Origin of the sequence: Escherichia sp. AM3 (assembly GCF_032029835.1) — a bacterium.
Classification (GTDB): domain Bacteria; phylum Pseudomonadota; class Gammaproteobacteria; order Enterobacterales; family Enterobacteriaceae; genus Escherichia; species Escherichia coli.
Window position 1 is genome coordinate 149474 of sequence record NZ_JAVUPQ010000001.1, and the last position, 26390, is coordinate 175863.

A 26390-nucleotide genomic window follows, 5' to 3' on the forward strand; every position below is an offset into this window, starting at 1 on the left:
GTGTTCTGAATGAAAGCGACTAACTTAAGGAGTGAGGAAAGATGGAAAGTAATTTCATTGACTGGCATCCCGCTGACATCATTGCGGGTTTGCGCAAGAAGGGAACGTCAATGGCGGCGGAATCTCGCAGAAATGGTTTGAGTTCCTCAACGCTGGCGAATGCATTATCGCGCCCATGGCCGAAAGGAGAGATGATTATTGCGAAGGCCCTGGGAACTGACCCCTGGGTTATCTGGCCATCACGCTACCATGATCCGCAGACCCATGAGTTTATCGACAGAACGCAGTTGATGCGTAGCTACACTAAACCGAAAAAATGAGTGGTCTGGCGGTAGCCCCGCGTACGGGGCTGCCAGCTTTCAGACGATTACTCGCCTTTCACACGCTCAATATTTGCACCTAAAGCGCGCAGTTTGTCTTCAATGCGTTCGTAGCCACGATCGATGTGATAAATACGATCAACCACCGTCGTCCCTTCCGCAATACAGCCAGCCAGCACCAGGCTTGCTGATGCACGCAGATCGGTTGCCATAACCTGTGCGCCAGAAAGTTTTTCAACACCGTGACAAATAACGGTATTGCTTTCGATTTCGGCGTGCGCGCCCATACGGCTCAGCTCTGGCACATGCATAAAGCGGTTTTCAAAGACCGTTTCGGTGATGAATCCAGTCCCTTCTGCCACCAGGTTCAACAGCGTGAACTGGGCCTGCATATCGGTCGGGAATGCCGGATGCGGCGCGGTACGTACGTTAACAGCCTTCGGACGTTTGCCATGCATATCCAGGCTAATCCAGTCTTCGCCGACTTCGATGTCCGCTCCAGCGTCACGCAGTTTCGCCAGCACGGCGTCGAGAGTATCTGGCTGCGCGTTACGGCAGATAATTTTGCCGCGAGAAATCGCCGCCGCCACCAGGAATGTACCGGTTTCGATACGATCCGGCAGCACGCGATAGACACCGCCGCCTAAACGTTCCACACCTTCGATGACGATACGATCGGTGCCCTGACCGCTAATTTTCGCACCCAGCGTAATCAGGAAGTTCGCGGTATCGACGATTTCCGGTTCACGCGCTGCGTTTTCAATAATCGTGGTGCCTTCCGCCAGGGTTGCAGCACACATGATGGTCACCGTTGCGCCAACGCTGACTTTATCCATCACGATATGTGCGCCTTTCAGACGACCATCGACGGAAGCTTTAACGTAACCTTCTTCCAGTTTGATGGTCGCGCCTAATTGTTCGAGGCCAGAAATGTGTAGATCAACCGGACGCGCACCGATCGTACAACCGCCAGGTAGTGAAACTTGCCCCTGACCAAAGCGCGCTACCAGCGGCCCCAGTGCCCAGATAGAAGCACGCATGGTTTTAACCAGATCGTAAGGTGCGCAGAATACATTAACGTCGCGGGCATCAATATGCACAGAACCATTACGTTCTACTTTCGCACCCAGCTGGCTTAGCAGCTTCATTGATGTATCGACGTCTTTCAGTTTCGGGACGTTCTGGATCTCTACCGGTTCTTCCGCCAGTAGAGCGGCAAAAAGGATAGGCAGAGCAGCATTTTTAGCGCCGGAAATTGTGACTTCGCCCTGGAGCTTCGTTGGCCCCTGAACACGAAATTTATCCATTTAGTTTGTTCTCAGTTAACAATTCATATCCGCTACCGGCGAATCGCCCATAGCTCAAAAGCCGTTCAGTTTGCGATCGCGCGCCCACTCCGCAGGGGTATACGCTTTGATCGACACAGCATGAATGCGGTTATCCGCAATATATTCCATCAGCGGACCATAGACCGTCTGCTGTTTTTTAACCCGACTCATGCCGTCAAACAACTCACCCACGGCAATAACCTGAAAGTGGCTGCCATCGCCGGAAACGTGGACTTCCTGGAGGGAGAGAGCGTTCATCAACACGCTCTGAATTTCATTATTTTCCATGGGATCTTCAATCATCAGTTAATAAACCAGCGAAACATCTTAGAGCAAAGTTGCGCTGGCATAAATAAGCAAAAAGCCTCGCTGATAAATCAGACAAGGCTCGACTTGCAGGCAGGTTTGCCGGACAGGCGGTTAACGCCATATCCGGCCTGAAAAAATTTAACGAGGCAGAACATCAGCAGGCAAATTATACAATTTCGCCAGGGTATACACTTTGTCGTTTACCCCCTGAAGCGTCACATTGTTGCCCTGCTTTTTCGCCAGATCGATAAGATGGAGCAGCAGTGCCAGTCCCCCCGTATCCACGCGGGAGACACGGCTAAGATCGATGCAGGTAATCCCCTTCACCGCTTCCTCACGCATTTCCCAAAGCGGTAGCAAAACGTCCTGATCCAGCTCTCCGGATAACGCCAGCGTGTCACCCGTCTGCATCCAGCTCAGTGACTCGCTCATTATTTTTTCTCTTCCAGAGTGATTTTCTGTTGAGAAATCGATTTCAGTTGCGCAGTCAGGCCGTCGATACCTTTGGTACGCAGCAGCGTTCCCCACTCGTTTTGTTTGGTGGTGATCATACTGACGCCTTCAGCAATCATGTCGTAAGCCTGCCAATTGCCCGTCTGGGAGTTTTTACGCCACTGGAAGTCCAGACGCACCGGCGGACGGCCATTCGGGTCAATAATGGTAACGCGAATAGGCACAATGGTTTTATCGCCCAGCGGCTGTTCTGGCGCAATCTGATAGGTTTGACCGTGATACATCGCCAGCGCCTGACCGTAAGCCTGCTTCAGGTACTCACGGAAAGCGGCAAAGTAGGCTTCACGTTGAGCAGGGGTCGCACTCTTGTAATACTGGCCCAGCACCAGCGCACCGGCGTATTTCACCTGTACGTATGGCAGCAGTTCCTGATCAACAATGGTACGCAGATAATCCGGGTTGGCCCGAATTTGCGGTTGCTCATTCTTCAGGCGATCGAACGTTTTCTGCGCCGCCTCGTCCATCAGCTTATACGGATTGGTCTGGTCTGCCGCGGTTGCCGCACTCAGAGGTGCAATCACCAGCAAAGCGACCATCATTAAACGTTTAAACATGCGTCGGTTCTCCTGAAATTATTTCGTTGTACCCACAGGTTCAGTGGTTTCATTATTACCTGGCGCAGCAGCTGGCGCATCGCCACTATTCTTATTGTCATCGCCTTTACTACCGTAAAGGAACTGACCAATGAGATCTTCCAGCACCATCGCAGACTTAGTGTCCTGAATTGTATCGCCATCCTTCAGGATAGCAGTCCCCAGTTCCGGGTCTTCAAAACCGACGTTTAATGCCAGATATTGTTCCCCCAGCAGGCCGGAAGTACGAATGCTCAGCGAACTGGTATCTGGAATGTGGTTATAACGTTGTTCAATTTCCAGCGTTACGCGCGGCAGATAGGTTTTCGGGTCCAGCGTAATATCCGCCACCCGACCCACAACAACGCCACCAATACTGACCGGAGAGCGCGCTTTCAGGCCGCCAATGTTATCGAACGTCGCATAAAGCGTGTAGGTCGGTTCAGTACGTATGGACGTCACGTTCGCCGCCTTCAGGCAAACAAACAGCGCCGCCAGCAGTGCTGCTAATAAAAAGATACCCACCCAAATTTCATTTTTTTTCGTTTGCATGAACTCAATTCCCAAACATCAATGCGGTCAGCACAAAATCCAGCCCCAGAACAGCCAGAGACGAGTGGACAACGGTGCGAGTGGTTGCCCGGCTAATCCCGGCAGACGTCGGGATGGCGTCGTAGCCGTTAAACAACGAAATCCACGTCACCGTGATGGCGAACACCACGCTCTTAATCAGACAGTTGACCAGATCCATACGCCAGTCGACGGCATTTTGCATTGCCGACCAGAAGAACCCGCTATCAATGCCTTTCCAACTGACGCCGACCAGAGATCCGCCCCAGATCCCCACGGCGACGAAAATAACCGTCAACAGTGGTAATGAAATAACCCCAGCCCAGAAACGGGGAGAAATAACCCGACGCAGCGGATCCACCGCCATCATCTCCATACTGGAGAGTTGCTCTGTAGCGCGCATCAGGCCGATTTCTGCGGTTAGCGCCGAACCAGCACGCCCGGCAAACAACAACGCGGCAACCACCGGCCCCAGTTCACGCAGTAGCGATAACGCCACCAGCATACCCAGACTGGTTTCCGCACTATAAGTGGTCAGAACCAGATAACCTTGCAGCCCCAACACCATTCCGATGAACACGCCAGAAACCACAATAATCAGCATCGACAGGACGCCGACATTATAGAGCTGGCGCACCAGCAGCGGCGCATGTTTGCGAAATTCCGGTTTGCCGACCAGCGCATTGAATAACATTAACCCGGCCCGCCCGAACGTTCTCAGGGTTTTAATCCCTTTATGTCCGAGCGACGCCAGCGCATTTAACAGCATGAGTGGCTTAACTCCCTGGTAAAAGATCAGCGTGATAATCGCCGGCAGGATAGCGGAACGGAACAGGCCCGTCAGCTATCCCGTCCAGAAACTGACGTACGCGCGGATCAGGATTCGCCTGCAACGCCTGGGCACTGCCATGAGCGACAATTTTTTTGTCCGCCAGGATCCAGGCGTGATCCGCAATACTTAACACTTCCGGCACATCGTGAGAAACCACCACACAAGTCACGCCCAGCGCGCTGTTCAGCTCAGAAATCAGCTTCACCAGTACGCCCATGGTGATGGGATCTTGCCCAACAAAAGGTTCATCAAACATGATGAGATCCGGCTCCAGCGCAATCGCACGCGCCAGCGCTGCACGCCGCGCCATCCCACCGGAAAGTTCAGAAGGCATTAGTTTAGCCGCTCCACGCAGCCCCACGGCCTCCAGCTTCATCATCACCGTACTATGCAACAATGGCGCGGGAAGTTGGGTATGTTCGCGCAGTGGATAGGCGACGTTGTCAAATACGTTCATATCAGTGAACAACGCCCCGGACTGAAATAACATGCTCATCCGTTTGCGCACTGTATACAGGCGCGAACGAGACATCGCCGGAATATTCTCACCATCGAAAAGGATCTCACCATGATCTGGTGCGATTTGCCCGCCAATCAGACGGAGTAGCGTCGTTTTACCGATGCCCGATGGCCCCATGATCGCCGTGATCTTCCCTCGCGGCACGGTCAGGGAAATATTATCGAAGATGCAGCGATTGCCACGCGTAAAACTGACATCGCGCATATCGACTAAATTCGCCACAGACTGCTCCATAATTCACCCTTCGTCTTGCGTTGATTTTCTAAGCATGGCGCTCAATTTAACCTTGAACCCAACATATTTACAGAATATTACCCGCCGTGGTTAGCGAAAGCTGGCATTTGTTTTACTTTTTAGCCGCATAAAGTCAAAATTAAGAATCCGTTACGGCTTTCTGAAAATCTTCAGCGGACCGGCGAGTATACCTGAAGAAAGGACGTTAGATGCTTTTAGCTACGGCACTGTTAATTGTTGGTTTACTTTTGGTCGTTTACAGTGCCGACCGCCTGGTTTTTGCCGCGTCTATTCTTTGCCGAACCTTTGGCATCCCGCCGCTGATCATCGGCATGACGGTGGTCAGTATTGGTACATCGTTACCAGAAGTCATCGTCTCGCTTGCCGCGTCTCTGCACGAACAACGCGATTTAGCCGTTGGTACAGCCCTCGGCTCAAACATTATCAATATATTGCTGATCCTCGGTCTGGCTGCGCTGGTTCGTCCTTTTACCGTCCATTCTGATGTTCTACGCCGTGAATTACCCTTAATGTTGTTGGTCAGCGTGGTGGCCGGTTCCGTACTCTATGACGGACAACTTAGTCGCAGCGATGGTATCTTTCTCCTCTTTCTGGCTGTGCTATGGCTGCTGTTCATTGTTAAACTTGCACGTCAGGCTGAACGTCAGGGGACTGACAGCCTGACCAGAGAGCAGCTTGCAGAGCTGCCGCGTGACGGCGGATTGCCCGTCGCGTTTTTATGGCTCGGCATTGCGCTTATCATCATGCCAGTGGCCACGCGGATGGTGGTTGATAACGCCACGGTGCTGGCGAATTACTTTGCCATCAGCGAGTTGACGATGGGTCTGACGGCAATTGCTATCGGAACCAGCCTGCCGGAACTGGCAACCGCAATAGCGGGGGTTCGCAAAGGTGAAAACGACATTGCTGTCGGAAATATCATTGGCGCAAACATTTTTAATATTGTCATCGTGTTGGGTTTACCCGCGCTGATAACGCCAGGAGAGATTGATCCACTGGCGTACAGTCGTGACTACAGCGTGATGTTGCTGGTGAGCATTATTTTTGCGTTGCTGTGCTGGCGGCGCTCCCCGCAACCGGGCCGTGGTGTAGGGGTATTATTAACTGGCGGATTTATCGTATGGCTGGCGATGTTGTACTGGTTATCGCCAATACTCGTTGAATAACTGGAAACGCATTATGTCGCACGTAGAGTTACAACCGGGTTTTGACTTTCAGCAAGCAGGTAAAGAAGTCCTGGCGATTGAACGTGAATGCCTGGCGGAGCTTGATCAATACATCAATCAGAATTTCACGCTTGCCTGTGAAAAGATGTTCTGGTGTAAAGGGAAAGTTGTCGTCATGGGGATGGGAAAATCGGGGCATATTGGGCGAAAAATGGCGGCAACGTTTGCCAGCACCGGTACACCTTCATTTTTCGTCCATCCTGGTGAAGCCGCGCATGGTGATTTAGGCATGGTTACCCCACAGGATGTGGTGATTGCTATCTCTAACTCTGGTGAATCCAGCGAAATCACGGCCTTAATTCCAGTGCTTAAGCGTCTTCACGTACCGTTAATCTGCATCACCGGTCGCCCGGAGAGCAGCATGGCGCGCGCCGCAGATGTGCATCTGTGTGTTAAAGTAGCGAAAGAAGCCTGTCCGTTAGGGCTGGCACCGACCAGCAGCACCACCGCCACGCTGGTTATGGGCGATGCCCTCGCTGTCGCGCTGTTAAAAGCACGCGGCTTTACTGCTGAAGATTTTGCGCTCTCACACCCAGGCGGCGCACTGGGTCGTAAACTTCTGCTGCGCGTAAACGATATTATGCATACGGGCGATGAGATCCCGCATGTTAAGAAAACGGCCAGTCTGCGTGACGCATTGCTGGAAGTTACCCGTAAAAATCTTGGTATGACTGTCATTTGCGATGACAATATGATGATTGAAGGCATCTTTACCGACGGTGATTTACGCCGTGTCTTCGATATGGGCGTGGATGTTCGTCAGTTAAGTATTGCCGATGTGATGACGCCGGGGGGAATACGTGTGCGCCCTGGCATTCTGGCCGTTGAGGCACTGAACTTAATGCAGTCCCGCCATATCACCTCCGTGATGGTTGCCGATGGCGACCATTTACTCGGTGTGTTACATATGCATGATTTACTGCGTGCAGGCGTAGTGTAAAGATTCAAGGATAAACAACAATGAGCAAAGCAGGTGCGTCGCTTGCGACCTGTTACGGCCCTGTCAGCGCCGACGTTATGGCAAAAGCAGAGAACATTCGTCTGCTGATCCTCGACGTTGATGGCGTACTGTCAGATGGCCTGATTTATATGGGCAATAACGGCGAAGAGCTGAAAGCGTTCAATGTTCGTGACGGTTATGGCATTCGTTGTGCGCTCACCTCTGATATTGAAGTCGCTATCATTACCGGGCGAAAGGCTAAACTGGTAGAAGATCGTTGTGCCACATTGGGGATCACTCACTTGTATCAGGGGCAGTCAAACAAACTGATCGCCTTTAGCGATCTGCTGGAAAAACTGGCGATTGCCCCGGAAAATGTGGCTTATGTCGGCGATGATCTCATCGACTGGCCGGTAATGGAAAAAGTGGGTTTAAGCGTCGCCGTGGCCGATGCGCATCCACTGTTGATCCCGCGCGCCGATTACGTGACGCGCATTGCTGGCGGTCGTGGCGCAGTGCGCGAAGTTTGCGACTTATTACTCCTGGCGCAGGGCAAACTGGATGAAGCCAAAGGGCAATCGATATGAGTAAAGCCAGACGTTGGGTTATCATTGTGCTATCACTGGCGGTTCTGGTGATGATCGGCATTAATATGGCCGAAAAAGACGATACCGCCCAGGTGGTCGTCAACAACAATGATCCCACCTATAAAAGCGAGCATACGGACACGCTCGTCTATAACCCAGAAGGGGCACTAAGCTATCGATTGATTGCTCAACACGTTGAATATTATTCCGATCAGGCCGTTTCGTGGTTTACGCAGCCGGTACTTACCACGTTTGATAAGGATAAAATCCCGACATGGTCCGTAAAAGCAGATAAAGCCAAGCTGACCAATGACCGGATGCTCTATTTATATGGACACGTTGAAGTCAACGCACTTGTGCCGGACTCTCAACTTCGCAGAATCACGACGGATAACGCGCAGATCAATCTGGTGACGCAGGATGTTACCTCTGAAGACCTCGTCACGTTATACGGAACAACATTTAACTCCAGCGGTCTGAAAATGCGCGGCAACTTACGCAGCAAGAACGCCGAGCTGATTGAAAAGGTTAGAACATCCTATGAAATTCAAAACAAACAAACTCAGCCTTAATCTTGTGCTTGCCAGCTCACTTCTGGCCGCCAGCATTCCGGCATTTGCCGTAACCGGAGACACTGATCAGCCGATCCACATTGAATCGGACCAGCAATCTCTTGATATGCAAGGCAACGTGGTTACCTTTACCGGTAATGTCATCGTCACCCAGGGCACCATCAAAATTAATGCCGACAAAGTGGTCGTTACCCGTCCGGGCGGCGAACAAGGTAAAGAAGTGATTGACGGCTACGGTAAACCGGCAACGTTCTACCAGATGCAGGACAACGGTAAACCCGTTGAAGGTCACGCTTCCCAGATGCACTACGAACTGGCAAAAGATTTTGTCGTTCTGACGGGTAATGCTTATCTGCAGCAGGTCGATAGCAACATTAAGGGCGATAAGATCACTTACCTGGTGAAAGAGCAGAAAATGCAGGCTTTCAGCGACAAAGGCAAGCGCGTAACCACCGTTCTGGTGCCGTCGCAGCTGCAGGATAAAAACAACAAAGGCCAGACCCCGGCACAGAAGAAGGGTAATTAATTCGTTATGGCAACATTAACTGCAAAGAACCTTGCAAAAGCCTATAAAGGCCGTCGCGTGGTAGAAGACGTCAGCCTGACCGTCAACTCCGGGGAAATCGTCGGTCTGCTAGGGCCAAACGGTGCCGGTAAGACCACCACTTTCTACATGGTTGTAGGCATTGTGCCGCGCGATGCGGGCAACATCATTATTGATGATGACGATATCAGTCTGCTGCCACTGCATGCACGCGCGCGCCGCGGTATCGGCTATCTGCCACAGGAAGCCTCCATTTTCCGTCGCCTCAGCGTTTACGATAACCTGATGGCGGTACTGCAAATTCGTGACGACTTGTCTGCTGAACAACGTGAAGACCGCGCGAACGAGCTGATGGAAGAGTTTCACATTGAGCACCTGCGTGACAGCATGGGGCAGTCACTCTCCGGGGGTGAACGTCGCCGTGTAGAAATTGCCCGCGCACTGGCTGCGAATCCGAAATTTATTCTGCTCGACGAACCGTTTGCCGGGGTTGACCCGATCTCGGTTATCGACATTAAACGCATCATTGAGCACCTGCGCGACAGCGGCCTGGGCGTGCTGATCACTGACCACAACGTGCGTGAAACACTGGCGGTTTGTGAACGCGCTTATATCGTCAGTCAGGGGCATTTGATCGCCCACGGCACGCCTACAGAAATCTTACAAGACGAACACGTTAAGCGTGTATACCTTGGGGAAGACTTCAGACTCTGATAGGGTAGAAGTTTGCGACGTTTTAGCAGGAGAGTACGATTCTGAACATGAAGCAAGGTTTGCAACTCAGGCTTAGCCAACAACTGGCGATGACGCCACAGCTCCAACAGGCAATTCGTCTGTTGCAGTTGTCGACGCTGGAACTTCAGCAGGAGCTACAGCAGGCGCTGGAGAGTAATCCGCTGCTTGAGCAAATCGACACTCATGAAGAAATCGACACCCGCGAAACGCAAGACAGTGAAACGCTGGACACCGCCGACGCGCTCGAACAAAAAGAGATGCCGGAAGAGCTGCCGCTCGATGCCAGTTGGGACACCATTTACACCGCTGGTACACCATCCGGCACCAGCGGTGACTACATTGACGATGAGCTGCCGGTCTATCAGGGCGAAACGACGCAGACCTTGCAGGATTACCTGATGTGGCAGGTCGAGCTGACACCGTTTTCCGACACTGACCGCGCTATTGCTACCTCTATCGTCGATGCCGTTGATGACACCGGTTATCTGACTGTCCCGCTGGAAGATATTCTCGAAAGTATGGGCGATGAAGAGATCGACATCGACGAGGTTGAAGCCGTCCTTAAGCGGATCCAACGGTTTGATCCGGTCGGTGTAGCGGCAAAAGATCTGCGTGACTGCCTGCTAATCCAACTCTCCCAATTCGATAAAACCACGCCGTGGCTGGAAGAGGCCAGATTGATCATTAGCGATCATCTCGATCTGTTAGCCAATCACGACTTCCGCACTTTAATGCGCGTCACGCGTCTGAAAGAAGATGTGCTGAAAGAAGCCGTCAATCTGATCCAGTCGCTCGATCCGCGCCCCGGGCAGTCGATCCAGACTGGCGAACCTGAGTATGTCATTCCAGATGTGCTGGTGCGTAAGCATAACGGTCACTGGACAGTAGAACTCAACAGTGACAGCATTCCGCGTCTGCAAATCAACCAGCACTACGCCTCGATGTGCAATAACGCTCGCAATGATGGTGACAGCCAGTTTATCCGCAGCAATCTGCAGGATGCCAAATGGTTGATCAAGAGTCTGGAAAGCCGTAACGATACGCTACTGCGCGTGAGTCGCTGTATCGTTGAACAGCAGCAAGCCTTCTTTGAGCAAGGCGAAGAATATATGAAACCGATGGTACTGGCCGATATCGCCCAGGCTGTCGAAATGCATGAATCGACGATATCTCGCGTGACCACGCAAAAATACCTGCATAGTCCACGAGGCATTTTTGAACTGAAGTATTTCTTTTCCAGTCACGTCAATACCGAGGGCGGCGGCGAAGCTTCCTCCACGGCGATTCGTGCGCTGGTGAAGAAATTAATCGCGGCGGAAAACCCAGCGAAACCGTTGAGCGACAGCAAGTTAACCTCTTTGCTGTCGGAACAAGGTATCATGGTGGCACGCCGCACTGTTGCGAAGTACCGAGAGTCTTTATCCATTCCGCCGTCAAACCAGCGTAAACAACTCGTTTGACCCAACCGATAAGGAAGACACTATGCAGCTCAACATTACCGGAAATAACGTCGAGATCACCGAGGCACTGCGCGAATTTGTTACAGCCAAATTTGCCAAACTTGAGCAATATTTTGACCGAATCAACCAGGTCTATGTTGTTCTGAAAGTGGAGAAAGTCACCCACACCTCAGATGCAACACTGCATGTAAACGGTGGTGAAATTCATGCCAGCGCGGAAGGTCAGGACATGTACGCTGCCATTGATGGCTTAATTGATAAGCTGGCACGCCAGTTGACCAAACATAAAGATAAACTGAAACAACACTAATTGTCCGGGCAATTAGCATGTGCATGGCGGCCTGTTGTGCGGCACAACGGGCCATTTGTACGGTTAATGCTCCGAGCCTGTTCCACTGTTTGAGTGGGCAGGTTCTTAGGTGAAATTATGACAAATAATGATACAACTCTACAGCTTAGCAGTGTTCTTAACAGGGAATGTACGCGAAGCCGCGTCCACTGTCAGAGCAAAAAACGCGCCCTGGAAATCATCAGCGAGCTGGCGGCGAAACAACTTAGCCTGCCGCCTCAGGTGGTTTTTGAAGCTATCCTGACGCGGGAAAAAATGGGCAGTACCGGTATCGGCAATGGTATTGCAATTCCGCATGGCAAACTGGAAGAAGATACTCTGCGTGCCGTTGGCGTTTTCGTTCAGCTCGAAACGCCTATAGCTTTCGATGCCATCGACAACCAACCGGTGGACTTACTTTTTGCCCTGCTGGTGCCGGCAGACCAAACTAAAACGCACCTGCATACTCTGTCGCTGGTGGCGAAACGTCTGGCGGACAAAACCATCTGCCGCCGTTTACGCGCAGCCCAGAGCGATGAAGAGCTGTATCAAATCATTACGGATACCGAAGGTACTCCGGATGAAGCGTAGTTATTCGGTAATGTCTCTTTTAGACGTTGTGAGGAGAAACAGTACATGGTACTGATGATCGTCAGCGGACGTTCAGGTTCAGGTAAATCTGTCGCCCTGCGTGCGCTGGAAGATATGGGTTTTTACTGCGTGGATAACCTTCCCGTAGTGTTGTTACCCGATCTGGCTCGAACCCTGGCCGATCGCGAGATTTCTGCCGCCGTCAGCATTGATGTTCGTAATATGCCGGAGTCACCAGAAATATTCGAACAGGCGATGAGTAACCTGCCTGACGCTTTCTCACCGCAACTACTGTTCCTGGATGCCGACCGTAATACCTTAATTCGTCGTTACAGTGACACGCGCCGACTGCATCCGCTTTCCAGCAAAAACCTGTCGCTGGAAAGTGCTATCGACAAAGAAAGCGATTTGCTGGAGCCTCTGCGTTCGCGAGCGGATCTGATTGTCGATACCTCAGAAATGTCCGTTCACGAGCTGGCTGAAATGCTGCGTACCCGTCTGCTGGGTAAACGTGAACGCGAACTGACCATGGTCTTTGAGTCTTTCGGCTTCAAACACGGTATCCCTATCGATGCAGATTACGTCTTTGACGTGCGCTTCTTGCCGAACCCGCACTGGGATCCGAAACTGCGTCCAATGACAGGTCTTGATAAGCCTGTCGCCGCGTTCCTCGACCGCCACACAGAAGTACACAATTTTATCTACCAGACGCGAAGCTATCTTGAGCTATGGTTACCTATGCTGGAAACCAACAACCGTAGCTACCTGACGGTCGCCATTGGTTGTACCGGCGGGAAGCACCGTTCGGTGTATATTGCAGAGCAACTGGCAGACTACTTCCGCTCGCGCGGTAAAAACGTCCAGTCACGCCATCGTACGCTGGAAAAACGTAAACCATGACCGTCAAGCAAACTGTTGAAATCACAAACAAGCTGGGCATGCATGCCCGGCCTGCAATGAAGCTGTTTGAATTAATGCAGGGTTTTGACGCTGAAGTGCTCTTACGTAATGACGAAGGCACCGAGGCTGAAGCCAACAGCGTTATTGCGCTGCTGATGTTGGATTCTGCCAAAGGACGGCAGATTGAAGTTGAAGCGACCGGTCCACAGGAAGAGGAAGCACTGGCCGCCGTTATCGCCCTCTTTAATTCTGGTTTTGATGAAGATTAATCTTCATCACTTTGACATACAACTCCCTTCAAACTCCCCCCGACAATAAGAAAATCACGTACTGAAATCGTTCTCAATCAACGTCATTTGTACATTTTGTGCGCTTTTCACTTTCAGAAGAACCTTAAGAAAACCTTAAGAGGCATTGTTTAGGTTTTGTTTAAGTTAATCGACCATACTGGAGATCGTCAGAAAATATTTCCAGGAGATGGCATGATTCGCTTATCTGAACAAAGTCCCCTGGGCACCGGAAGACATCGGAAATGTTATGCGCATCCGGAAGATGCCCAACGCTGTATCAAGATTGTCTACCATCGTGGCGATGGTGGCGATAAAGAGATCCGCCGTGAGTTAAAGTACTACGCGCATCTTGGTCGCCGGTTAAAAGACTGGAGTGGAATACCGCGCTATCACGGTACCGTTGAGACGGATTGCGGAACCGGTTATGTCTACGATGTGATTGCAGATTTTGACGGCAAGCCTTCCATTACGCTGACCGAATTTGCTGAACAATGCCGTTACGAAGAAGACATTGCACAACTGCGCCAGCTACTGAAACAGCTGAAGCGTTATTTGCAGGATAACCGTATCGTGACGATGTCGCTGAAGCCGCAGAATATCCTCTGTCACCGCATCAGTGAGTCAGAGGTTATCCCGGTCGTCTGCGACAACATTGGTGAAAGCACATTGATTCCACTGGCGACCTGGTCGAAGTGGTGTTGTCTGCGTAAGCAAGAGCGGTTATGGAAACGATTTATCGCCCAACCGGCGCTGGCTATTGCCCTGCAGAAAGATCTGCAACCTCGTGAGAGCAAAACGCTGGCCCTCACTTCGCGCGAAGCTTAATCCAGCTGGTGTTGTTGCATAAACGGCTCACCGCCTAACTGATACATCTGCCGTAAAATCCACGCCTGACGGCTACGCACGTAGCCCGATGGCGAGGAGACTTTGAAACGAAGTGGATTAGGTAATACAGCTGCCAGTAATGCAGCTTCCGACCGGGTAAGTTTGCTCGCGGGTTTGTGGAAATAACGTTGTGCCGCAGCTTCGACGCCAAACACACCGTCGCCAAATTCGGCGATATTCAGGTAAACCGTCAGGATACGCTTTTTGCTCCAGACCGTTTCTATCCCCAGCGTTAATCCGGCTTCCAGCCCTTTTCGAACCCAGCTACGCCCATCCCATAAAAAGAGATTTTTGGCTGTCTGTTGAGAAATCGTTGAAGCACCGCGAATACGGTTTTCATTGCGCTCGTTGTGCGCCAGGGCTTTCTCAATGGAAGCGACATCAAAGCCCCAGTGCTCAGGAAATTTCTGATCTTCTGCGGCAATCACCGCCAGTCCCATCCACGGCGAGATTTGATCCATACTGACCCAGTCAGAATGTGCCACGTAACGAAAATTGCCATGCAGCCAGGCGCTGACCTGTCGCTCGACCATTACCGCTGAGAAGGGAACAGGCGCAACGCTAAACAACGCGATGCCCCCGCCCCAGAAAACGGCGAGGACAACCATTAACCGCAAAAGAAAACGGCGAACGAAACTCAACACCGTTAAGCGGCTTTTACTCATTCAGCCAGAACCAGCACGCGGGAAACCAGCTTATCAATGCCGCTCGCCGCTTCTGCAATATTCTGCGCCAGCATATATGCTGGGGTGGTGACAATCTTATTGTCTTCATCAACCACGATATCATCGACAGGACACGGCACATGCTCCGCGCCCATCTCTTCCAGCACTTCTGCGGTATCGATATCAGTACCGATGGTCAAACGCAGCGGGAAATCGAAAATTTTCGGCAGCATCGCCGGGGCAATACACATAAAACCAAGCGGTTTTCCGGCCTGATGCATCGCTTGTGCCAGCGCCTTTAATTCACGGTCAACGGTGCATTCGCTACCAAGACTGGCAAAATTGCTTAAATTCTTCGCCGCGCCAAACCCCCCCGGCACAATCAACGCATCCAGTTCAGCGGCATCGGCCTGGGCCAGAGGACGGATTTCACCGCGCGTTATTCGTGCCGCTTCAATCAGCACATTGCGCGTTTCCGTCATCGCTTCGCCAGTTAAATGGTTGATAACATCAACCTGCTGCTTATCCGGTGCAAAGCAGACCGCCTGCGCACCGCTGCGTGAAATAGCTAACAACGTCAACACCGCTTCATGAATTTCAGAACCGTCATAGACGCCGCATCCGCTCAGAATTACGCCAATTTTCTTCATTGTGATCATCCTTTCGCAATTGACTGAAACACATTAATTTTTTTAATAAAAATGGTACGCATCACACATTTAACTGATTCATGTAACAAATCATTTAAGTTTTGCTATCTTAACTGCGTGCGGCCTGAAAAACAGTGCTGTGCCCTTGTAACTCATCATAATAATTTACGGCGCAGCCAAGATTTCCCTGGTGTTGGCGCAGTATTCGCGCACCCCGGTCTAGCCGGGGTCATTTTTTAGTGGCTTTTGCCACCCACGCTTTCAGCACTTCTACGTCGTGACGCCACTCTTCTTTCATCTCTTCAATCCATTCACCGACGTTATCTTCCCAGGCCGGAAGGTCAGGAGACTGAATTTGCTGACCCAGCTGTTGCAGATGGCGTAACCCCACTGACCCCGCCGCACCTTTAATTTTATGTCCTTCCTCAACAATGCCTTTTTTATCCTGCGCCGTCAGATTCGACTCCAGCACGCTGACATAGCCCGGCATCATCTTCTCAAACACCGCTAACCCGTCGGTGATCAGCTTCGGTCCTACAAGTTCGAGATACTGTTCCAGCATGGGAATATCGAGCAATGCTTCTGATTTACTGTTCTCTTCTGTCGTCACCGTACTCTCCTCATCATCCTGGGTATCCCAGAATTTCTTGATCATCGCGGTTAGCGCCGGAACAGAAAGCGGCTTACTCAGCACATCATCCATTCCAGCATTGAGGTACTCTTGTTTGTCTTTCAGCACGTTAGCGGTTAAGGCCACCAGCGGCGGTAAATCCTCGCGCGGATAACGTTTCGTCAGTTCACGAGAGATATCCAGCCCGGTCATATCTGGCAACTGAATATCCAGCAACACCAGGTCGTATTCGCCCGGTTTAAACATCTCCAGCGCCGCCTTGCCGGTCATGGCGACATCAACGCTGTTACCTAATTTTTCCAGCACAGAACGCGCAACAATCACGTTCAGTTCAATGTCTTCCACCAGCAGCACATTCAGCGCCGGTAAAGGCATATCGTCTTCATCAAACGCATCATCGACCTCTTCTGCTACCGACGGTGCGTGGATCGTCAACGTAAAGGTTGAACCTTTGCCCTGTTCGCTGGTAACCGTAATATCGCCGCCCATATTTTTCGCCAGACGACGAGAAACGGCCAGACCAATACCGGTGCCGGTGGCAGGTTTACCGCCATGACTGTCTTTCACCTGGTAATACATGGCGAAAATTTTATCCAGCTCATCCTGCGGAATGCCGATACCAGAGTCTTCCACTTCAAAATGCAGCATATCGCCTTCATCGTAGCGCACGCGCACGGTAACCTGGCCTTGCTGGGTGAATTTGACGGCGTTACTGATGAGGTTCCACAGGATCTGCCGTAAACGCGTCCCGTCGGTAATGACCTGATGCGGTAATGGCAGCGTCGGCTCCAGGTTAAAGCGCAATCCTTTTTGTTGCGCCTGCAATGCGGAGAGATTTTCCAGATCGGCAAGGAAGCTGGTGAAATCAACCGGTTGATTATCAAGCTGGACCTTGCGCCGTTCCATCTTATCCATGTCGATAATATCGTTAAAGATATTCCCCAGCGTGACGGCCGAAACATGGATGGTCTTGAGATATTTTTCCTGCTCGGCGGTGAGTTCGGTATCCAGCAGAATGCGGCTCAGACCGACGATACCGTTCAGCGGTGTACGCAATTCGTGACTGATGGTGGAGATAAACGTCGTTTTGTCGCGGCTGGCCCGTTCAAGCGCATCCTGATACCGCTTACGCTCGGTAATGTCGCGACCAAAGCCCATCAAACCGTGACGTTTACCCACGCGGTCGTAGTACGGCACTTTACGGATTTCAAAGCAGGCTTTGCGCCCGTCCGGGTAATCCAGCCACTGTTCATAGGTCAGTGACACATTATGACGGAACACTTTTTCATCGGTTTCAATGACTTTTGCGGCGGCTTCCGGTGAGTAAACATCAGCAGGTTTCAGGTGAACCAGTTGTTTTTCGCTTTTTCCGGTCAGCAGCTCCATCGCGCGGTTACAGCCGGAAAACTCTTTATCTTCGTTACGATAAAAAACCAGGTCGGGTGAAGCATCAAGGAAGGAACGTAAGAATGAGGATTGCTGCTCGAGCTGAATTTGTGTCTCTTCGCGCTCTTTGATTTCAATTTTCAGTTGGCCGAAGGTTTCCTGCAGTTCTGCTTCCGCTTTTTCACGAACGGCAATTTCCTGATTTAGCTGGGCAATATTATCTTTTAACTGAACGTTGAGGCTCAAATCGCGCTCGCGCATCTCCTCCAGTTTTTGCACCAGCCGTGACAGACGTTGTCGTGACTCCTCCAGTTGCTCGACGACCACCGATAGAAAGTAGACCGCCCACGGCGTAATCAGCAAACCAAAGAAGATAGAACGAATAACATCAATGCTTTCGACCTGACCATGCAGCACCATGGTTACCGCCATTTGTACCACAATGGCAAGAACGACGAGGGCCAGCGCCAGCAACATTGAGAAGCGCACCAGACCTAACTTCATCATCAGGTCAACATAATACTGCGCCAGCAGACGAATTTGCTTCATTAGGGAATTCCTTCACGACAACCTGCCCCAATAATACCCAATTCTGACAGTTACGTTATAAATTGTGTGAGAAATGCGGAATTCCCCTCAACGACCTACTCCGTTGGAGGTAGCCACGGACGTCCCAGCGCCGATCCCTGTACGCCATGTTCATTCAGATAGCGATCCAGCTCGACCATTCCCGTCCATCGATTTTCGCACCACAGCGGAGCAAGCAGCGTCGGGCGACGGGCGCTGGCGGAAATGCGGTGGTAGATCACTTCCGGTGGCGTATGGCGAATCATTTCTCCGGCAGTGAGCGTGTAATCCTCCAGTTCAATACCGTTCAAACGCCCCGCTTCCCAGGCTTTCGCCATAATGCTGCCTTTCACAATATGCAGCGGATGCAGCTTTATGCCGTCCACGCCGGTTTCAACCACTCGCTCCAGCGTTTGCAAACATTCAGCCTGCCCTTCGCCAGGCAGGCCGACAATTAAGTGGGAACACACCTTCAGCCCGCGCTGACGTGCCAGCTGGGTTGTACGCTGATAACAGGCAAAATCATGGCCGCGGTTGATGCGATGCAGTGTTTTGTCGTGGGCGGTTTGTAGCCCCAGCTCCAGCCACACTTCGTAACCCTGGTCCTTATATTCGCAAAGCAGATCCAGCACCGCATCCGGCACGCAGTCCGGGCGGGTACCCACACACAAACCGACAATATTGGCCTGGCTCACCGCCTGCTGATACATAGAACGCAGCACCTGAACTTCCGCAAAGGTGCTGGTATACGCCTGAAAGTAGGCCAGATAGCGTTTAGCGCGGTTAACTAAATTCGCCTGGTGCGCCAGTTGCTCGGCAATGGAACGATGCTGCTGCGCTTCATCGGCAAACGAGGCAACATTACAGAATGTGCAGCCACCACGCCCGATGGTGCCGTCACGGTTAGGGCAGCTAAAACCGCCGTGCAGCGTCAGCTTATGCACCTTTTGCCCATAACGACGGGTGAGATCACCACCAAACATATTGACTAATTTCTGTAACTGCATAATCTGATAGACCGCGCCTTGAAAAGAGGCCAAAGCCTGCCATTTTTAGCTCAATTCGGCGATGACCTGGATCAATCGTCCCGGCCTGCTTTTATCAACTGCATAATCAATCAAAATTACCGAAATTTCATGCATAATCACATAAATCACTTTTGCTTATCTTGTGTCAGATTTTTTTATCTCCTGATGGATTTTAGGCAAAAACAGTAGCATGAAACGTCATTACCAATTAAGGCAGTATAAAATGCTGGTTTTGTCGTCAGTTCAAGGCAGGATAAGGGTTAACACACCTTTATGACAGTCAGGAATTGACTGTTTCTCTAACGACTTCCCTTTTAGCCTTAAAGATAAAATCCATTTTAATTTCAGTCATTTAATAAAGAATTTTGCGCTAAAGCACATTTCTGTACCAATAAGCTTGCCATTTGACCTGTATCAGCTTTCCCGATAAGTTGGAAATCCGCTGGAAGCTTTCTGGATGAGCAGCCTGCTCATCATATTTATGCAGTAATTGAGATCCCCTCTTCACCGTATTAACCGATGCGAAAAGGACAACAAGGGGGCGAATGCGAGGCGCGCGTATGACACGCAAACCCCGTCGCCACGCTCTTTCTGTGCCCGTGCGCAGCGGTTCGGAAGTGGGGTTCCCGCAGAGCCTGGGGGAGGTTCACGATATGTTGTACGATAAATCCCTTGAGAGGGATAACTGTGGTTTCGGCCTGATCGCCCACATAGAAGGCGAACCTAGCCACAAGGTAGTGCGTACTGCAATACACGCACTGGCCCGCATGCAGCACCGTGGCGCGATTCTCGCCGATGGTAAAACCGGCGACGGTTGCGGCTTGCTGTTACAAAAACCGGATCGCTTTTTTCGCATCGTTGCGCAGGAGCGCGGCTGGCGTTTAGCAAAAAACTACGCTGTCGGGATGCTCTTCCTGAATAAAGATCCTGAACTCGCCGCTGCCGCACGCCGCATCGTTGAAGAAGAACTGCAACGCGAAACCTTGTCGATTGTGGGCTGGCGTGATGTCCCCACTAACGAAGGCGTGCTGGGTGAAATCGCCCTCTCCTCTCTGCCACGCATTGAGCAAATTTTTGTGAACGCCCCGGCAGGCTGGCGTCCACGCGATATGGAGCGCCGTCTGTTTATCGCCCGCCGCCGCATTGAAAAGCGTCTCGAAGCCGACAAAGACTTCTACGTCTGTAGCCTGTCGAATCTGGTGAACATCTATAAAGGTCTGTGTATGCCGACGGATCTGCCGCGCTTTTATCTGGATCTTGCGGACCTGCGTCTGGAATCGGCCATTTGCCTGTTCCACCAGCGCTTCTCCACTAACACCGTACCGCGCTGGCCGCTGGCGCAACCGTTCCGCTATCTGGCGCATAACGGTGAAATCAACACCATCACCGGTAACCGCCAATGGGCGCGTGCGCGTACTTATAAATTCCAGACACCGCTTATCCCTGACCTGCACGACGCCGCACCGTTCGTCAACGAAACCGGCTCTGACTCCAGTTCGATGGATAACATGCTGGAACTGCTGCTGGCAGGCGGGATGGATATCATCCGCGCCATGCGTCTATTAGTACCACCCGCCTGGCAGAACAACCCGGATATGGACCCGGAACTGCGTGCCTTCTTTGACTTTAACTCCATGCATATGGAGCCGTGGGATGGCCCGGCGGGCATCGTGATGTCCGACGGTCGTTTTGCCGCCTGTAACCTCGACCGTAACGGTCTGCGTCCGGCGCGCTACGTCATCACCAAAGATAAGCTCATCACCTGCGCCTCTGAAGTCGGTATCTGGGATTACCAGCCTGACGAAGTGGTCGAAAAAGGCCGCGTCGGGCCAGGCGAACTGATGGTTATCGACACCCGCAGTGGGCGTATTCTGCACTCGGCAGAAACCGATGACGATCTGAAAAGCCGCCATCCATATAAAGAGTGGATGGAGAAAAACGTCCGCCGACTGGTACCGTTTGAAGATCTGCCCGATGAAGAAGTGGGTAGCCGCGAACTGGACGACGACACGCTTGCCAGCTACCAGAAACAGTTTAACTACAGCGCGGAAGAGCTGGACTCCGTAATTCGCGTACTGGGCGAAAACGGTCAGGAAGCGGTCGGTTCGATGGGCGATGATACCCCATTCGCCGTGCTCTCCAGTCAGCCGCGCATTATTTACGACTACTTCCGCCAGCAGTTTGCCCAGGTGACTAACCCGCCAATCGACCCGCTGCGTGAAGCGCATGTTATGTCGCTCGCCACCAGTATCGGTCGTGAAATGAACGTCTTTTGCGAAGCAGAGGGCCAGGCGCACCGTTTAAGCTTTAAATCGCCGATTCTGCTCTACTCCGATTTCAAACAGCTCACGACGATGAAAGAGGAGCACTACCGCGCAGATACGCTGGATATCACCTTTGACGTCACTAAAACCACGCTCGAAGCGACAGTCAAAGAGCTGTGCGACAAAGCCGAAAAAATGGTACGTAGCGGCACCGTGCTGCTGGTGCTCTCCGACCGGAATATCGCTAAAGATCGCCTGCCGGTTCCAGCCCCGATGGCGGTTGGCGCGATCCAGACCCGTCTGGTCGATCAAAGCCTGCGTTGCGATGCCAACATCATCGTCGAAACCGCCAGCGCCCGCGATCCGCACCACTTCGCCGTGTTGCTGGGCTTCGGCGCGACGGCTATTTATCCATACCTTGCCTATGAAACGCTGGGCCGCCTGGTAGACACCCATGCGATTGCCAAAGATTATCGTACCGTGATGCTCAACTACCGTAACGGCATCAACAAAGGCTTGTACAAAATCATGTCCAAAATGGGCATCTCCACCATCGCCTCTTACCGCTGCTCGAAACTGTTTGAAGCGGTCGGTCTACACGATGATGTAGTGGGCCTGTGCTTCCAGGGGGCGGTCAGCCGCATTGGTGGGGCAAGCTTTGAAGACTTCCAGCAGGATCTGCTGAATCTGTCGAAACGTGCCTGGCTGGCGCGTAAGCCCATCAGCCAGGGCGGACTGCTGAAATACGTCCACGGCGGCGAATACCACGCCTACAACCCGGACGTGGTGCGCACGCTGCAACAAGCGGTACAAAGCGGCGAGTACAGCGACTATCAGGAATACGCGAAGCTGGTTAATGAGCGTCCGGCAACCACGCTGCGCGATCTGCTGGCAATTACGCCGGGTGAAAACGCGGTCAACATTGCTGATGTTGAACCGGCAAGCGAACTGTTTAAACGCTTTGATACCGCCGCGATGTCTATCGGCGCGTTAAGCCCGGAAGCCCACGAGGCGCTGGCGGAAGCGATGAACAGCATCGGCGGTAATTCGAACTCCGGTGAAGGCGGCGAAGACCCGGCGCGCTACGGCACCAACAAAGTGTCGCGCATCAAGCAGGTGGCTTCCGGTCGCTTTGGGGTTACTCCGGCGTATCTGGTCAATGCCGACGTCATTCAGATTAAAGTCGCCCAGGGCGCGAAGCCAGGCGAAGGCGGTCAGTTGCCGGGTGATAAAGTCACGCCTTACATCGCCAAACTGCGCTATTCGGTGCCCGGAGTGACGCTGATCTCCCCGCCGCCGCACCACGATATCTACTCTATCGAGGACTTAGCGCAGCTCATTTTCGACCTCAAGCAGGTTAACCCGAAAGCGATGATCTCCGTGAAGCTGGTTTCCGAACCGGGAGTAGGCACCATCGCGACTGGCGTGGCAAAAGCTTATGCGGACTTGATCACCATCGCAGGCTATGACGGCGGCACCGGCGCAAGTCCGCTTTCATCGGTGAAATACGCAGGCTGTCCGTGGGAGCTGGGGCTTGTTGAAACCCAGCAGGCGCTGGTTGCTAACGGCTTGCGTCACAAGATCCGTTTGCAGGTCGATGGCGGCCTGAAAACGGGTGTCGATATCATCAAGGCGGCGATTCTCGGCGCAGAAAGCTTCGGCTTCGGCACTGGCCCGATGGTGGCGCTCGGCTGTAAATATCTACGTATTTGCCATCTGAACAACTGCGCAACGGGTGTAGCAACTCAGGATGACAAACTGCGTAAGAACCACTATCACGGCCTGCCATTCAAGGTGACGAATTACTTTGAGTTTATCGCCCGTGAAACCCGCGAGCTGATGGCACAGCTTGGCGTAACACGTCTGGTGGATCTGATTGGTCGCACCGACCTGCTGAAAGAGCTGGACGGTTTCACCGCCAAACAGCAGAAGCTGGCGCTGTCGAAGCTGCTGGAGACTGCCGAACCGCATCCAGGTAAGGCACTCTACTGCACCGAAAACAACCCGCCGTTTGATAACGGCCTGCTGAACGCGCAGTTGCTGCAACAGGCGAAACCGTTTGTCGATGAGCGCCAGAGCAAAACCTTCTGGTTCGATATTCGCAACACCGACCGTTCTGTCGGCGCGTCGCTTTCAGGCTATATCGCCCAGACGCACGGCGATCAGGGGCTGGCAGCCGATCCTATCAAAGCGTACTTCAACGGCACCGCAGGCCAGAGCTTCGGCGTGTGGAACGCGGGCGGCGTGGAACTGTACCTGACCGGTGATGCCAACGACTATGTCGGTAAAGGCATGGCGGGCGGCTTAATCGCCATTCGTCCTCCGGTTGGTTCCGCCTTCCGCAGCCATGAAGCAAGCATTATCGGCAACACCTGCCTGTATGGCGCGACCGGTGGTCGTCTGTATGCCGCAGGCCGCGCGGGTGAACGTTTCGGCGTGCGTAACTCCGGTGCTATCACCGTGGTAGAAGGCATTGGCGACAACGGTTGTGAATATATGACGGGTGGTATCGTCTGCATTCTGGGTAAAACCGGCGTTAACTTCGGTGCGGGCATGACCGGCGGTTTCGCTTACGTTCTCGATGAAAGCGGCGATTTCCGCAAACGCGTTAACCCGGAACTGGTCGAGGTCTTAAGCGTTGACGCTCTGGCGATCCATGAAGAGCATCTGCGTGGTCTTATCACCGAGCATGTGCAGCATACCGGCTCTCAGCGCGGTGAAGAGATTCTGGCGAACTGGTCAACCTTCGCCACTAAATTTGCGCTGGTTAAACCGAAGTCCAGTGATGTAAAAGCACTGCTGGGTCACCGTAGTCGTAGCGCAGCTGAGTTGCGCGTGCAGGCGCAGTAAGGGGTAGCAACAATGAGTCAGAATGTTTATCAATTTATCGACCTGCAGCGCGTTGATCCGCCAAAGAAACCGCTGAAGATCCGCAAAATTGAGTTTGTTGAAATTTACGAGCCGTTTTCCGAAGGCCAGGCCAAAGCGCAGGCTGACCGCTGCCTGTCGTGCGGCAACCCATACTGCGAGTGGAAATGCCCGGTACACAACTACATCCCGAACTGGCTGAAGCTCGCCAACGAGGGGCGTATTTTTGAAGCGGCGGAACTGTCGCACCAGACCAACACCCTGCCGGAAGTTTGCGGACGAGTCTGCCCGCAAGACCGTCTGTGCGAAGGTTCCTGCACTCTGAACGATGAGTTTGGCGCGGTGACCATCGGCAACATTGAGCGCTATATCAACGATAAAGCGTTCGAGATGGGCTGGCGTCCGGATATGTCTGGTGTGAAACAGACCGGTAAAAAAGTGGCGATTATCGGCGCAGGCCCGGCAGGTCTGGCGTGTGCGGATGTCCTGACGCGTAACGGCGTAAAAGCCGTTGTCTTCGACCGTCATCCAGAAATTGGCGGGCTGCTGACCTTCGGTATTCCGGCCTTCAAGCTGGAAAAAGAGGTAATGACGCGTCGCCGTGAAATCTTCACCGGCATGGGTATTGAATTCAAACTCAATACCGAAGTGGGCCGCGACGTGCAGCTGGACGATCTGCTGAGTGATTACGATGCCGTCTTCCTTGGCGTCGGGACTTATCAGTCAATGCACGGCGGGCTGGAAAACGAAGACGCCGATGGCGTGTACGCAGCGCTGCCGTTCCTTATCGCCAACACCAAACAGTTAATGGGCTTTGGTGAAACCCGCGACGAACCGTTCGTCAGCATGGAAGGCAAACGCGTGGTGGTCCTTGGCGGTGGCGACACTGCGATGGACTGCGTGCGTACGTCCGTGCGCCAGGGAGCGAAGCACGTTACCTGTGCCTATCGTCGTGATGAAGAGAACATGCCGGGTTCCCGCCGCGAAGTGAAAAACGCGCGGGAAGAAGGCGTAGAGTTCAAATTCAACGTCCAGCCACTGGGGATTGAAGTGAACGGTAACGGCAAAGTCAGCGGCGTAAAAATGGTACGTACCGAAATGGGCGAACCGGATGCCAAAGGCCGTCGCCGCGCGGAGATCGTTGCAGGTTCCGAACATATCGTTCCGGCAGATGCGGTGATCATGGCGTTTGGTTTCCGTCCACACAACATGGAATGGCTGGCAAAACACAGCGTCGAGCTGGATTCACAAGGCCGCATCATCGCCCCGGAAGGCAGCGACAACGCCTTCCAGACCAGCAACCCGAAAATCTTTGCTGGCGGCGATATCGTCCGTGGTTCCGATCTGGTGGTAACCGCTATTGCCGAAGGTCGTAAGGCGGCAGACGGTATTATGAACTGGCTGGAAGTTTAAGCTCTGTCCCAGCGCCGCCTCCTCAGAAAAGAGTCGGCGCTGAAATTCTCCTTTCTTTCTGGAAAGCGCCTCGCATAATCTGAAGAAAACCAATGTAATACGCTCATCTGGATTGTTACCGGTAGATGCCCGGCGTATAGCTGATTCCATTATTCAACGCAGCGCCATATAAAGGGACAGATAATGGAATCGCTCTCAGAGAGAACCTCAACAGGCTACCAGCAAATCCATGACGGTATTATTCACCTGGTCGATAGCGCCCGGACGGAAACGGTACGTAGCGTTAACGCGCTGATGACCGCGACATACTGGGAAATTGGCCGACGAATTGTCGAATTTGAACAAGGTGGCGAGGCCAGGGCTGCGTATGGTGCGCAGCTAATCAAGCGACTATCAAAGGATTTAAGTCTAAGGTATAAGCGTGGGTTCTCTGCAAAAAACTTACGCCAAATGAGGCTTTTTTACCTCTTTTTTCAACATGTTGAAATTCGCCAGACAGTGTCTGGCGAATTAACACCATTGGGAATTCCGCAGACACCATCTGCAGAATTCCCATCGGCAAAGATTTGGCAGACGCTGTCTGCCAAATTGAGAGGCTGTTTGATATTTCCACAGCTTTTGTATTGCATCTCCTATTTTCG

Annotated in this window: 26 protein-coding genes and 1 pseudogene; 16 read left to right on the plus strand and 11 right to left on the minus strand. The window is 52.4% G+C overall.

The window, feature by feature from the left end; genetic code table 11:
- The first annotated feature begins 41 nt into the window (after window positions 1–41).
- Window positions 42–320: a DNA-binding transcriptional regulator SfsB gene (gene sfsB, locus RTW80_RS00725; protein WP_000445413.1), complete on the plus strand. Its 279-nt coding sequence runs from the start codon at window positions 42–44 to the stop codon at window positions 318–320.
- A gap of 47 nt (window positions 321–367) precedes the next feature.
- Here the strand turns inward: sfsB and murA are convergent, their stop codons facing one another.
- The 7 genes from murA to mlaF form a co-directional block, all read right to left on the minus strand.
- Window positions 368–1627, minus strand: coding sequence for a UDP-N-acetylglucosamine 1-carboxyvinyltransferase (murA, locus tag RTW80_RS00730; protein WP_000357259.1), 1260 nt, complete (start codon window positions 1625–1627; stop codon window positions 368–370).
- Window positions 1628–1681: 54 nt separating this feature from the next.
- Complete coding sequence (gene ibaG, locus RTW80_RS00735; protein ID WP_000429656.1) at window positions 1682–1936, minus strand: BolA family iron metabolism protein IbaG; 255 nt, start codon at window positions 1934–1936, stop codon at window positions 1682–1684.
- 159 nt (window positions 1937–2095) lie between these two features.
- Window positions 2096–2389, minus strand: a complete 294-nt coding sequence (gene mlaB / locus RTW80_RS00740) for a lipid asymmetry maintenance protein MlaB (protein WP_000004488.1) — start codon at window positions 2387–2389, stop codon at window positions 2096–2098.
- Entirely contained in the window at window positions 2389–3024 is a 636-nt protein-coding gene (mlaC, locus tag RTW80_RS00745; RefSeq protein ID WP_000476487.1) for a phospholipid-binding protein MlaC, read from the minus strand. The genes mlaB and mlaC overlap by 1 nt, the downstream gene beginning before the upstream one ends.
- Window positions 3025–3042: 18 nt before the next feature.
- The gene (mlaD, locus tag RTW80_RS00750; RefSeq protein WP_001296448.1) at window positions 3043–3594 is read right to left on the minus strand and encodes an outer membrane lipid asymmetry maintenance protein MlaD; all 552 of its coding nucleotides are present in this window, start codon (window positions 3592–3594) and stop codon (window positions 3043–3045) included.
- A 4-nt stretch (window positions 3595–3598) separates the two neighbouring features.
- Complete coding sequence (gene mlaE / locus RTW80_RS00755; RefSeq protein WP_000925795.1) at window positions 3599–4381, minus strand: lipid asymmetry maintenance ABC transporter permease subunit MlaE; 783 nt, start codon at window positions 4379–4381, stop codon at window positions 3599–3601.
- A 7-nt stretch (window positions 4382–4388) separates the two neighbouring features.
- Window positions 4389–5198, minus strand: coding sequence for a phospholipid ABC transporter ATP-binding protein MlaF (gene mlaF / locus RTW80_RS00760; protein ID WP_000438245.1), 810 nt, complete (start codon window positions 5196–5198; stop codon window positions 4389–4391).
- A 209-nt stretch (window positions 5199–5407) separates the two neighbouring features.
- On the opposite strand from mlaF, the gene RTW80_RS00765 reads away from it, so the two are divergent.
- The 12 genes from RTW80_RS00765 (at window position 5408) to yrbL (ending at window position 14217) form a co-directional block, all read left to right on the plus strand.
- A complete protein-coding gene (locus RTW80_RS00765; RefSeq protein WP_000922901.1) occupies window positions 5408–6385 on the plus strand; it encodes a calcium/sodium antiporter in 978 nt (325 codons plus the stop codon).
- A 13-nt stretch (window positions 6386–6398) separates the two neighbouring features.
- Complete coding sequence (gene kdsD / locus RTW80_RS00770) at window positions 6399–7385, plus strand: arabinose-5-phosphate isomerase KdsD (RefSeq protein WP_001295557.1); 987 nt, start codon at window positions 6399–6401, stop codon at window positions 7383–7385.
- Window positions 7386–7405: 20 nt separating this feature from the next.
- The gene (gene kdsC / locus RTW80_RS00775; protein ID WP_000030016.1) at window positions 7406–7972 is read left to right on the plus strand and encodes a 3-deoxy-manno-octulosonate-8-phosphatase KdsC; all 567 of its coding nucleotides are present in this window, start codon (window positions 7406–7408) and stop codon (window positions 7970–7972) included.
- A complete protein-coding gene (gene lptC / locus RTW80_RS00780) occupies window positions 7969–8544 on the plus strand; it encodes an LPS export ABC transporter periplasmic protein LptC (RefSeq protein WP_000030537.1) in 576 nt (191 codons plus the stop codon). Before kdsC ends, lptC begins: the two co-directional genes overlap by 4 nt.
- On the plus strand, window positions 8513–9070 hold the full coding sequence (gene lptA / locus RTW80_RS00785; protein WP_000669785.1) for a lipopolysaccharide ABC transporter substrate-binding protein LptA: 558 nt from the start codon (window positions 8513–8515) through the stop codon (window positions 9068–9070). Before lptC ends, lptA begins: the two co-directional genes overlap by 32 nt.
- A gap of 6 nt (window positions 9071–9076) precedes the next feature.
- Window positions 9077–9802 (plus strand): LPS export ABC transporter ATP-binding protein, encoded by a 726-nt coding sequence (lptB, locus tag RTW80_RS00790; RefSeq protein ID WP_000224099.1) that lies wholly within the window; start codon window positions 9077–9079, stop codon window positions 9800–9802.
- 47 nt (window positions 9803–9849) lie between these two features.
- Entirely contained in the window at window positions 9850–11283 is a 1434-nt protein-coding gene (gene rpoN, locus RTW80_RS00795) for an RNA polymerase factor sigma-54 (protein WP_000809051.1), read from the plus strand.
- Between the two features lie 22 nt (window positions 11284–11305).
- Window positions 11306–11593, plus strand: coding sequence for a ribosome hibernation promoting factor (gene hpf, locus RTW80_RS00800; protein WP_001176599.1), 288 nt, complete (start codon window positions 11306–11308; stop codon window positions 11591–11593).
- A 117-nt stretch (window positions 11594–11710) separates the two neighbouring features.
- Window positions 11711–12202 carry a PTS IIA-like nitrogen regulatory protein PtsN gene (gene ptsN / locus RTW80_RS00805; protein ID WP_000183676.1) on the plus strand — a complete coding sequence of 164 codons (492 nt, stop codon included), beginning with the start codon at window positions 11711–11713 and terminating at the stop codon, window positions 12200–12202.
- Between the two features lie 45 nt (window positions 12203–12247).
- The gene (rapZ, locus tag RTW80_RS00810; protein WP_000243741.1) at window positions 12248–13102 is read left to right on the plus strand and encodes an RNase adapter RapZ; all 855 of its coding nucleotides are present in this window, start codon (window positions 12248–12250) and stop codon (window positions 13100–13102) included.
- Window positions 13099–13371 carry a PTS phosphocarrier protein NPr gene (npr, locus tag RTW80_RS00815; protein WP_000216791.1) on the plus strand — a complete coding sequence of 91 codons (273 nt, stop codon included), beginning with the start codon at window positions 13099–13101 and terminating at the stop codon, window positions 13369–13371. Before rapZ ends, npr begins: the two co-directional genes overlap by 4 nt.
- A gap of 213 nt (window positions 13372–13584) precedes the next feature.
- Complete coding sequence (gene yrbL / locus RTW80_RS00820) at window positions 13585–14217, plus strand: PhoP regulatory network protein YrbL (RefSeq protein ID WP_000620405.1); 633 nt, start codon at window positions 13585–13587, stop codon at window positions 14215–14217.
- Here the strand turns inward: yrbL and mtgA are convergent.
- From mtgA to RTW80_RS00840, 4 genes are all read right to left on the minus strand, one after another.
- Window positions 14214–14942 carry a monofunctional biosynthetic peptidoglycan transglycosylase gene (mtgA, locus tag RTW80_RS00825; protein ID WP_032247319.1) on the minus strand — a complete coding sequence of 243 codons (729 nt, stop codon included), beginning with the start codon at window positions 14940–14942 and terminating at the stop codon, window positions 14214–14216. The two genes, yrbL and mtgA, sit on opposite strands and share 4 nt — an antisense overlap.
- The gene (elbB, locus tag RTW80_RS00830) at window positions 14939–15592 is read right to left on the minus strand and encodes an isoprenoid biosynthesis glyoxalase ElbB (RefSeq protein ID WP_001300411.1); all 654 of its coding nucleotides are present in this window, start codon (window positions 15590–15592) and stop codon (window positions 14939–14941) included. Before elbB ends, mtgA begins: the two co-directional genes overlap by 4 nt.
- 229 nt (window positions 15593–15821) lie before the next feature.
- A complete protein-coding gene (arcB, locus tag RTW80_RS00835; RefSeq protein WP_000809774.1) occupies window positions 15822–18158 on the minus strand; it encodes an aerobic respiration two-component sensor histidine kinase ArcB in 2337 nt (778 codons plus the stop codon).
- A gap of 95 nt (window positions 18159–18253) precedes the next feature.
- Window positions 18254–19183 carry a TIGR01212 family radical SAM protein gene (locus RTW80_RS00840; RefSeq protein WP_001299745.1) on the minus strand — a complete coding sequence of 310 codons (930 nt, stop codon included), beginning with the start codon at window positions 19181–19183 and terminating at the stop codon, window positions 18254–18256.
- A 674-nt stretch (window positions 19184–19857) separates the two neighbouring features.
- On the opposite strand from RTW80_RS00840, the gene gltB reads away from it, so the two are divergent.
- The 3 genes and pseudogenes from gltB to RTW80_RS00855 form a co-directional block, all read left to right on the plus strand.
- The gene (gene gltB, locus RTW80_RS00845; RefSeq protein WP_001300352.1) at window positions 19858–24318 is read left to right on the plus strand and encodes a glutamate synthase large subunit; all 4461 of its coding nucleotides are present in this window, start codon (window positions 19858–19860) and stop codon (window positions 24316–24318) included.
- Window positions 24319–24330: 12 nt separating this feature from the next.
- Window positions 24331–25749: a glutamate synthase subunit GltD gene (gltD, locus tag RTW80_RS00850; RefSeq protein WP_000081664.1), complete on the plus strand. Its 1419-nt coding sequence runs from the start codon at window positions 24331–24333 to the stop codon at window positions 25747–25749.
- A 183-nt stretch (window positions 25750–25932) separates the two neighbouring features.
- Window positions 25933–26337, plus strand: a pseudogene (locus RTW80_RS00855) (DUF1016 N-terminal domain-containing protein); the annotation flags it as partial.
- Window positions 26338–26390 lie beyond the last annotated feature (53 nt).